This is a genomic window from Streptomyces sp. WELS2 (assembly GCF_013870595.1).
Taxonomy (GTDB): domain Bacteria; phylum Actinomycetota; class Actinomycetes; order Streptomycetales; family Streptomycetaceae; genus Streptomyces.
Genome location: NZ_JACBWZ010000254.1, coordinates 1 through 7,762 on the forward strand (window position 1 = coordinate 1; position 7,762 = coordinate 7,762).

Here is a 7,762-nt window from a genome sequence, read left to right on the forward strand (position 1 = left end):
CTCGGCGGCACCAGCTCGCCCACCGGGTTCACCTTGCCGACCGCCTGGAACCCCCAGTCGAACAGCTTGGCGGTCTCCTTGTAGACCTCGTTGTGCTCGTGCTTCTCCGGGTTCATCACCGTGACCAGCAGCACCTTGCCGCCGCGCTCGGCCACCCCGGTGAAGGTGGCGCCCGCGTGCGTGGTGTTGCCGTTCTTCACGCCCGCGATGCCCTGGTAGACCGGCACATCACCGTCCCCGCTCAGCAGCCGGTTGGTGTTGCGGATCTCGGTCGGTCCGAACCTGGCGCTGACCGTCGAGCAGTAGTCGCGGAAGTCCTTCTTCTGCAGGCCCGAGCGGGCGATCAGCGTCAGGTCGTACGCCGAGGAGACCTGCTCCGGCGCGTCGTAGCCGTCGGGCGAGACCACGTGGGTGTCCATCGCCTGGAGTTCCTCGGCGTGCTTCTGCATGTCCTCGACGGTCTGCTTCACCCCGCCGTTCATCGCGGACAGGACGTGCACCGCGTCGTTGCCCGACTTCAGGAACACGCCGAGCCACAGGTCGCGCACGGAGTAGGTGACGCCCTCCTTCACCCCGACCACGCTGGAGCCGTCGCCCACCCCCTTCAGGTCGGCCGGGGCCACCTTGTACCGGGTGTCCTTGGGGAACCGGGGCAGCACGGTGTCCGCGAACAGCATCTTCAGCGTGCTGGCCGGGGGCAGCCGCCAGTGCGCGTTGTGCGCGGCCAGCACCTCGCCCGACTCGGCGTCGGAGACGATCCAGGAGCGGGCGGTCAGGCCCTCGGGCAGCACCGGGACCCCGGGAGCGAGGTTGACCTGCGTGCCGGGCATCCCGAGCCGGGCGCCGCCGAGGGTGGACATCCGCGCCGGGGGCGTGGCCGTCGGGCTCGTGGTGGGGGAGGGCGCGGCGAGGGCGGCGGGGGCGGTGACGGCCAGGGAGAACAGCGTGGCGGAGGCGACCAGCAGGGACCCGCGCGCACCCCCGGCACGGGCCCGGACCCCGGACGGCGATACTGGACTCATGAAGCTCAGCCGCCCTGTCTCCTGGTTCCTGCTCGCCTTCGGGGTGTGGAGCTGGGTCATCTGGGTCACTTTCGTCAAGAATCTCGTCAAGGACAGCAGCGGACTGGCCTTCGACGACGGTCACCCGACCGCGTACTTCTGGGTGCACCTGCTGCTGGCGGTCGTTTCCTTCGTATTGGGGACGGTCATCGGAGTCATCGGGTTGCGCGGAGTGCGCGCACTGCGCCGAAACTCATAGCGGGCACACGCGAACCCCCCGCGTCCTGGAGGACGCGGGGGTGTTCGGGCTGGGGCTGATCCGCTCAGTCGGACTTCTTCTGGCCGGCCCTGATGATCTGCTCCACGTCGAGGGCGACCTCGGCACCGACCGAGTCGGGCAGGGTGACCGTCTCGCCGGGGGCGTGCACGCGGTGGCTGGTGTACTCGCTCCCGTCGGGTTCGGTGAGCACGTGGAGTCGCTGGTGCTTGCGGTCGACCACCATGTACACGGGCACCTTGGCCTCGGCGTACGCACCGGCCTTGGTCTTCAGGTCGTCCCGCCAGTTGCTGGAGGTCACCTCCAGGACGAGGCGGAAGCAGACCGGGTCGTAGGCGTTGTTCTCGATGAAGTGGTCGTCGATGTCTGCGTCCACGACCACCAAGTCGGGGATGCAGTAGTCCTCGGCGCCGGTGGGGAGCTTGATCGCGACGCTCTGGAGGACCTCGGTCTCGCCATCATCGAGGCCCGCGGCGATGAAGGGGCGCATGAGCTTGGTCAGAGCGCGGGCGTGCGGGGCATCCGGTGAAGGGGTCACGAGGAGATGGCCTCCGATGATCTCGACGCGGTAGCCCGGATGGCGCTCCATGATCTCGTCGGCGATGGCCGTCAGGGAGAACGGCTCGTCGGCGTCGAAGGGCTGCTCGACGGATGCGGCGGACATCGCGTGCCTCCTAGGGGCTGGTGTCGAGAGCATCATCGTAGGCAGTCCCCGGACCGCGTGTCCCGTTCCCGCGCCCTCACCCGAAAGTGATCACCCGCTCTCCCGCCCCCCGCGCCCAGGGTCCGGCAGGACCCTCGTCATGCCCGGCAGGAAGTCCGTGAACAGCTCGTGGACCTCCATGACCAGCGGCCGCAGCGCCCGGAAGCGGGCCAGGGCGACCCCGCGCGCGGTCAGCCGGGCCCCGCGCCGGGCCAGCCGGTAGCTGCGCTCGCGGTTCTCCGTGCGGTCGAAGATCCAGTACAGCACCAGGCCCATCTGCGACAGCCACATCAGCTCCGGCAGGACGTCCCGCAGCTCCGGGGCCACCTTGGCCTTGGAGCCGGCCAGCACCTCCCGGTGCACGCCGATGGCCTGCTCGCGGGCGTGCTCGCTCTCCGGGGAGAAGGGGCTGAGCGGGCTGTCGGGGTCGGCGGCGTTCTTGAAGAACTGCACCGCGAACTCGTGGTACGGCCGGGCGATGTCCAGCCAGGTGGTCAGCACGCCCGCGAGCCGTGCCTCCAGGTCGGTCTCCCGTTCCAGCACCGACCGGACCGCCGCCTGGTGCTCGGCGGCGATCCGGTCGTAGAAGCCCTGGATCAGGTGTTCCTTGCCCTCGAAGTAGTAGTAGGCGTTGCCGACCGAGACCCCGGCCTCCTTGGCGATGGCCCGCATGGTCGTCTTGTCGTAGCCGCGCTCCTGGAACATCCGCATCGCGGTCTCCAGGATCAGCGCGCGGGTCTGCTCGGACTTGCTGCTGTGGGGGCCGGCCGCCTCGGGGCCGACATTCTTCGCGGGCACGGTAGAAGAGCCTAACGAGTGGCCCCGGCGGGCCTGGCCCCGAGGACCGGGAGCACCACGCGGGGGCCCGGCCGCTCAGCTCCTGCGGGCCAGGGCCGGGCGCTTGGTGTAGTCCGTGAAGCCCAGGACGTTGCCCCAGGGGTCGGCGATCTCCACGGTCCAGCCGGTGGCGCCCTGGGCGATCTCGTCCAGCGGCAGGATCCCCGCGGCGGTCAGCTCGCGCGCCGCCGCCCGGGCGTCCGGCACCTCCAGCCAGATGCGCGGCGAGGGCCAGTGCGGCGGCCGCCGGCCCAACCCCTCCTCGGCGCACAGCAGGATGCCGGGTGTCTCGGCGCCGACCTTCAGCAGCGCGATGCCGGCCTCGTCCAGCCGGAAGCCCACGGTGAACCCGGCCCGCTCGTAGAAGGCGACGGCCTCGCCGAGGTCGCCGACGGGGAGCAGCACGTTGTCGAAGCCGAGCAGTTCGTACGACTCTTCGTCTGACATGTCGTCACATTAGGATCCCGGCTCCCGGGAAGCGAGGAGCCCCACCGCAGCGGACTGCGGTGGGGCTCGGCGAAGCCGCCTCGGCGGGTCAGTAGCGGCGCGTGATGAGGGCGCGCTTGACTTCCTGGATGGCCTTGGTGACCTCGATACCGCGCGGGCAGGCGTCCGTGCAGTTGAAGGTCGTGCGGCAGCGCCACACGCCGTCGCGGTCGTTGAGGATCTCCAGGCGCTGCTCGCCCGCCTCGTCACGGCTGTCGAAGATGAAGCGGTGGGCGTTCACGATCGCGGCCGGACCGAAGTACTGGCCGTCGTTCCAGAACACCGGGCAGGACGAGGTGCAGGCCGCGCAGAGGATGCACTTCGTGGTGTCGTCGAAGCGCTCGCGGTCCTCCGGGGACTGGTAGCGCTCGCGGGTGGGCTCGTTCGTCTCCTTCACGACCAGGAACGGCATGACGTCCCGGTACGCCTGGAAGAACGGCTCCATGTCCACGACCAGGTCCTTCAGGACCGTCAGGCCCTTGATGGGCTCGACCGTGATCGGCTTCTCGGGGTTGATGTCCTTGATCAGCGTCTTGCAGGCAAGGCGGTTCTTGCCGTTGATCCGCATCGCGTCCGAGCCGCAGATGCCGTGCGCGCACGACCGGCGGAAGGTGAGGGAGCCGTCGATGTCCCACTTGATCTTGTGCAGGCCGTCGAGGACCCGCTCCTTGGGGTCGATCTCCAGCTGGAAGTCTTCCCAGGTCGCCTCGGCCGAGACCTCCGGGTTGAACCGGCGGATGCGGAAGGTGACCGTGATGTAGGGGGAGTCGGCGAAACCGGGCTCGGGCCGGCCGGCCGCGTCCGCCTTGTCCAGGACAGGGGTAGCCATCAGTACTTACGCTCCATCGGCTGGTAGCGGGTCTGGACGACCGGCTTGTAGTCGAGACGGACGGTTTCCGAGCCGTCGGCGCCGACCTCGCGGTACGCCATGGTGTGGCGCATGAAGTTGACGTCGTCGCGGTTCGGGTAGTCCTCGCGGTAGTGACCGCCGCGGGACTCCTTGCGGGCGAGGGCCGAAACGGCCATGACCTCGGCCAGGTCGAGCAGGTTGCCCAGCTCGATCGCCTCAAGGAGGTCCGTGTTGAAACGCTTGCCCTTGTCCTGGATCGCCACGTTCTTGTAGCGCTCCTTGAGCTCGGCGATCTTCTCGACCGCCGTCTTGATCGTCTGCTCGGTGCGGAACACCATGACGTTGGCGTCCATGGTCTCCTGCAGCTCGCGGCGCAGGGTCGCCACCCGCTCGTTGCCGGTGGAGGTGCGCAGCCGCTCGATCTGCTCGACGACGAACGACTCCGGGTCCTCCGGCAGCTCGACGTAGTCGGCCTTGGCCGAGTACTCGGCGGCGGCGATGCCCGCGCGCCGGCCGAAGACGTTGATGTCCAGCAGCGAGTTGGTGCCGAGCCGGTTGGCGCCGTGCACGGAGACACAGGCGACCTCGCCGGCCGCGTACAGACCCGGGACGACGGTGGTGTTGTCCGCCAGGACCTCACCCTCGACGTTCGTCGGGATGCCGCCCATCGCGTAGTGCGCGGTCGGCTGGATCGGGATCGGGTCCGTGTACGGCTCGATGCCCAGGTAGGTCCGCGCGAACTCGGTGATGTCCGGCAGCTTGGCGTCCAGCTGCTCCGGCGGCAGGTGGGTCAGGTCCAGGTACACGTGGTCGCCCTCGGGACCGCAGCCGCGGCCCTCGCGGATCTCCGTGTAGATGGAGCGGGACACGACGTCACGGGACGCCAGGTCCTTCATGACGGGAGCGTACTTCTCCATGAAGCGCTCGCCGTCCTTGTTGCGCAGGATGCCGCCCTCGCCGCGGGCGCCCTCGGTGAGCAGGATGCCCATGCGCCAGATGCCGGTCGGGTGGAACTGGAAGAACTCCATGTCCTCCAGCGGGAGCCCGCGCCGGTAGACCGCCGCCTGGCCGTCACCGGTCAGGGTGTGGGCGTTCGACGTCACCTTGAAGAACTTGCCGCAGCCGCCGGAGGCGTAGATGACGGCCTTCGCCTGGAAGACGTGGATCTCGCCGGTTGCCAGCTCGTAGGCCACCACACCGGCGGACCGCTTGACGCCGTCGACCTCGGTGATCAGCTGGTCCAGGACGTAGAACTCGTTGAAGAACTCCACGCCCTCCTTGACGCAGTTCTGGTACAGCGTCTGGAGGATCATGTGGCCGGTGCGGTCCGCGGCGTAGCAGGACCGGCGGACCGGGGCCTCGCCGTGGTTGCGGGAGTGACCGCCGAAGCGGCGCTGGTCGATGGTGCCGTTCGGGGTCCGGTTGAACGGCAGGCCCATCTTCTCCAGGTCGAGGACGGCGTCGATGGCCTCCTTCGCCAGGATCTCGGCGGCGTCCTGGTCGACCAGGTAGTCACCTCCCTTGACCGTGTCGAAGGTGTGCCACTCCCAGTTGTCCTCCTCCACGTTGGCGAGCGCGGCGGCCATGCCGCCCTGCGCGGCGCCCGTGTGGGAGCGGGTGGGGTAGAGCTTGGTCAGGACCGCGGTGCGGCTGCGCTTCGTCGCCTCGATGGCGGCGCGCATGCCCGCGCCACCGGCGCCGACGATGACGGTGTCGTACTTGTGGATCTTCATGATTCTCGCAGCCCCGTGCCTAGCGGATGTTCGGGTCGAAGGTGAAGATCACCAGCGTGCCCAGCAGGATGGTGAACACCGTGGCGGTGTAGAGCAGTGCCTTCAGCCACAACCGGCTGGTCGGCCGCTCGGCGTAGTCGTTGATGACCGTGCGCAGGCCGTTGGCGCCGTGCAGCATCGCCAGCCACAGCATCACCAGGTCCCAGACCTGCCAGAACGGCGACGCCCAGCGGCCGGCCACGAAGGCGAAGCCGATCTTGGAGACACCGCCGTCCAGCACCAGCTGGATCAGCAGGTGGCCGAGGACGAGGACGACCAGCACGATGCCGGACAGGCGCATGAACAGCCACGCCGCCAGCTCGAAGTTGCCCCGGGTCGACTTCGGGGTCTTCTTGGTGCGCTTGCGCGGGGCCTCGATCAGCGGGGCCGGGTGGTCGACGGTGTAGACGGGCGCGCCTTCCACGGGGCCGACTCCGGAAGCGGGGGTTTCAGTCGTGGACATCGGCGTCAGCTCCCAAAGAGTGCACGGTACGCGTGGCCGAGGACCGGGTAGATCGCACCGGCCATCAGGACGATCCAGACACCCATCACGGTCCAGAACATCTGCTTCTGGTAGCGCGGGCCCTTCGACCAGAAGTCGACGGCGATGACCCGCAGGCCGTTGAGCGCGTGGAAGAGGATGGCGGCGACGAGGCCGTACTCCAGCAGCGCGACGATCGGCGTCTTGTACGTGGCTACGACCTTGTCGTAGTCCTCGGGGGAGACACGCACGAGAGCGGTGTCCAGCACGTGAACGAACAGGAAGAAGAAAATGAGGACGCCGGTGACTCGGTGAGCCACCCAGGACCACATTCCTTCCCGGCCGCGGTACAGCGTTCCAGCCGGCACGGAAGAACCCTCCGGGTGCGGGGACTAGGGCCGCGCCGGCTTCTCTGTCGGTCGGGCCCGGCCGGGTACGGTCCACCGGCCCCCAGCATCGTAGCGAGGCGACGCGCTGTGCCTGACGGGGGGCCTGTCGGTGTGATCAAAGTGGCACGCGGTTGGGCTAGCCCGGTGTGGTGTGTCCTGTTATCTGCCGGGTGCGGGCGCGTTGTGGCTGGTCGCCCGGTTCCGCTTGCCCCTGAGAAATGCCGCGATTCTCCCTTTCGCGAGGCGCCTGAGCTGCTCCGCCGCCACCACCCGCTCGTCCTCCGGATCGTTCGCCAATCGTGATCGGATCGCCTGGAGGAGGTGGTCGATGACCTCGTCCGCGGGGACGTCGCCCAGGTAGATGATGAACGTGTGGCCGAATCGGGCCTCGTAGGCGGCGTGGGCGGCGCCGAGGGCCATGTGGGCCGCCGAGTAGGTGTCCTCGGGAAGCTCGGGGAGGCACTCGCCGGCCAGGGCCTCGGCGAGGTCGGCGGGGGAGAGGTCGTACGTCGCCTCGTCCGCCGCGGCCAGCAGCGAGTCCAGGTCGGGGTAGGGGCGGTGCGCGGCGATCCGGTCGGACCAGCGCGGGCTGCGCAGGCAGTGCAGCAGCAGGGCGCGCGCCTCGTCGGCGGACGCGGTGTTGAAGGCGTCGAGCGGCTTGGGGAGAGAGGGCAGATGGTGGGCGGGCAGCGTGGGTCCTCGCGTCACGTGTGGTGCGGCAGGGGATTCTGTGAAGGATGTGAGTGTCGTCAGGCTATCGAGAGTGGTCATACGGTGTCTGAGCGATAACGGAATTTCACTCGAACGGCAGAGTTTCGCTTCGCACGGCTGACCGCTGAACCGGGGATCGGTCGTACGTTGGCAGGGTGACCCAGCACAGGCACAGGCGCCGGGGACCGGCGCGGCAGGTGGTACGGAAGCGAGCGGTGATGGCCGTCGCGTTCGCCGGGACGGTCGCGCTCGGCA

General features: G+C 68.9%; 10 protein-coding genes. 1 reads left to right on the top strand and 9 read right to left on the bottom strand.

Annotated elements, in window-relative coordinates:
• On the bottom strand, positions 1-1,022 hold a 1,022-nt coding region (locus H5J33_RS16700; RefSeq protein ID WP_399552842.1), incomplete at its 3' end, for a D-alanyl-D-alanine carboxypeptidase family protein.
• On the opposite strand from H5J33_RS16700, the gene H5J33_RS16705 reads away from it, so the two are divergent.
• The gene (locus H5J33_RS16705; protein WP_030789488.1) at positions 1,021-1,260 is read left to right on the top strand and encodes an SCO4848 family membrane protein; all 240 of its coding nucleotides are present in this window, start codon (positions 1,021-1,023) and stop codon (positions 1,258-1,260) included. The two genes, H5J33_RS16700 and H5J33_RS16705, sit on opposite strands and share 2 nt — an antisense overlap.
• 64 nt (positions 1,261-1,324) lie before the next feature.
• On the opposite strand, the gene H5J33_RS16710 is transcribed toward H5J33_RS16705, so the two are convergent.
• The 8 genes from H5J33_RS16710 to H5J33_RS16745 all read right to left on the bottom strand — a co-directional run bounded on the left by H5J33_RS16710 (position 1,325) and on the right by H5J33_RS16745 (position 7,504).
• Positions 1,325-1,942 carry a Uma2 family endonuclease gene (locus H5J33_RS16710; RefSeq protein ID WP_181795704.1) on the bottom strand — a complete coding sequence of 206 codons (618 nt, stop codon included), beginning with the start codon at positions 1,940-1,942 and terminating at the stop codon, positions 1,325-1,327.
• 90 nt (positions 1,943-2,032) lie between these two features.
• Complete coding sequence (locus H5J33_RS16715) at positions 2,033-2,779, bottom strand: TetR family transcriptional regulator (RefSeq protein ID WP_181795705.1); 747 nt, start codon at positions 2,777-2,779, stop codon at positions 2,033-2,035.
• A 75-nt stretch (positions 2,780-2,854) separates the two neighbouring features.
• Positions 2,855-3,265, bottom strand: coding sequence for a VOC family protein (locus H5J33_RS16720; RefSeq protein WP_181795706.1), 411 nt, complete (start codon positions 3,263-3,265; stop codon positions 2,855-2,857).
• 88 nt (positions 3,266-3,353) lie between these two features.
• A complete protein-coding gene (locus H5J33_RS16725; RefSeq protein WP_181795707.1) occupies positions 3,354-4,133 on the bottom strand; it encodes a succinate dehydrogenase iron-sulfur subunit in 780 nt (259 codons plus the stop codon).
• Positions 4,133-5,887, bottom strand: coding sequence for a succinate dehydrogenase flavoprotein subunit (gene sdhA / locus H5J33_RS16730; RefSeq protein WP_181795708.1), 1,755 nt, complete (start codon positions 5,885-5,887; stop codon positions 4,133-4,135). The genes H5J33_RS16725 and sdhA overlap by 1 nt, the downstream gene beginning before the upstream one ends.
• Positions 5,888-5,906: 19 nt before the next feature.
• Entirely contained in the window at positions 5,907-6,389 is a 483-nt protein-coding gene (locus tag H5J33_RS16735; RefSeq protein ID WP_030789512.1) for a succinate dehydrogenase hydrophobic membrane anchor subunit, read from the bottom strand.
• 5 nt (positions 6,390-6,394) lie between these two features.
• The gene (sdhC, locus tag H5J33_RS16740) at positions 6,395-6,775 is read right to left on the bottom strand and encodes a succinate dehydrogenase, cytochrome b556 subunit (RefSeq protein WP_037654050.1); all 381 of its coding nucleotides are present in this window, start codon (positions 6,773-6,775) and stop codon (positions 6,395-6,397) included.
• Between the two features lie 180 nt (positions 6,776-6,955).
• On the bottom strand, positions 6,956-7,504 hold the full coding sequence (locus H5J33_RS16745) for a 2-oxo-4-hydroxy-4-carboxy-5-ureidoimidazoline decarboxylase (RefSeq protein WP_309485418.1): 549 nt from the start codon (positions 7,502-7,504) through the stop codon (positions 6,956-6,958).
• Positions 7,505-7,762 lie beyond the last annotated feature (258 nt).